The 1224-nt window shown below is 56.9% G+C and carries 1 pseudogene; it reads right to left on the reverse strand.

What is annotated here, in order from left to right:
• A pseudogene (locus GSP01_RS14595) lies at nt 1–1163 on the reverse strand (hypothetical protein); the annotation flags it as partial.
• Nucleotides 1164–1224: the final 61 nt, after the last annotated feature.

Genomic DNA, 1224 nt, shown 5'->3' on the forward strand with positions numbered 1-1224 from the left:
GCCATCTGAAGCTGCCCCTGTCGTTTCATATCCCTGATTTCCATGCGGACATCCTCGGGAAGCGACCATGACAGCCGGTGCAAGCGCTCCAGTCTGGCAATGGTCTGCGTGGCCTGCTCACACTCCGGCACACGCTCCGCATGCCATTGTGCAATCATCCGGGCCCGTTTGTGCTCCGCCTCCCGGCAGCGATCCTTGATCCACAGGCGACGGGCTTTCTCATCCAGCAGGGTCTGAAGCAACTCGCGCCTCTCTTGCAGATAATCCTGCAATGTCATTTCCCGTTCTATCGGAACCGGGCACTGGATTGGATCAGGCTTCTGATTGCTCAGCCCTAAATGATACAGAATGAACTGGACGAGATAGCGCAGGATTTCGGCCAGTTGAGCCAGCGCTTGGCGGTATTGTTCCTCTGCTTGCGACAGTCTCCTCTTCCGGGAGAACAGGATTTTCCGCGCTTCCAATTCCTGTCGCGCCCGCTCAACGGCCTGATGGGCCTGCTTCAGTCTGCTCCATCCGTCTTTCATCATCCGCACGATGCACGCGCTCTGGATATCGAGCGGACTGTCTGGCCCATAGCGTCGTTCCAGCGGATGCCGGGCATTCAGGACGCTTCGGGCAGCCTGCATGTCCTGCTTCCAGTCTTTTAAATAAATCCGGAACCCCTCGCTGAACTGTTCGGGGTATCGAAGCGAACCGATGGACGGCAATCGCTTTCGGATCGCGTCCGCTTCTCTTCGTCCCTGTTCATGGAGCCTCTGTCGATCCAGGACGGACAATGAGGCTGGCGGAACCCAGATCAGCTCCTTCACGGCACGTTTTCGCTCTACCCGCTGCTGATGCCGTCTTTCCTGTTGTTCCAGTTGTCTCACGACAGGTCGAAGATCCAGAGGGGACGGTCTGGAAGACTCTTCTTGCAGAAGACGACGGAACTCTTTCGTGCGGACCTTTGTCAGGCGTGTAAATGATCCGATCAGCATCCCGTCATCTGTCTCAATGACATGGGCTTCCCGCCGTCGGTCCGTGCGGTCTCCCGGTCGCATACGCCAGTTTTTCTCAGCAAGAAGGCAGCGGAACGTCTTCAGGTCATTTCCCGACTGTTCCCAAAACGTCATGATCTCGCGTCTGGCCGCAGGCAGATCAAACCCCTGACGTTCTGTCATTCGCCTGGCTTGTGATGTGTAAGCAGAAACTGGACGTGCCGAATTGTCTTCCGGAACCAGA

The organism is Gluconobacter sphaericus NBRC 12467 (genome assembly GCF_006539125.1).
Lineage (GTDB): Bacteria > Pseudomonadota > Alphaproteobacteria > Acetobacterales > Acetobacteraceae > Gluconobacter > Gluconobacter sphaericus.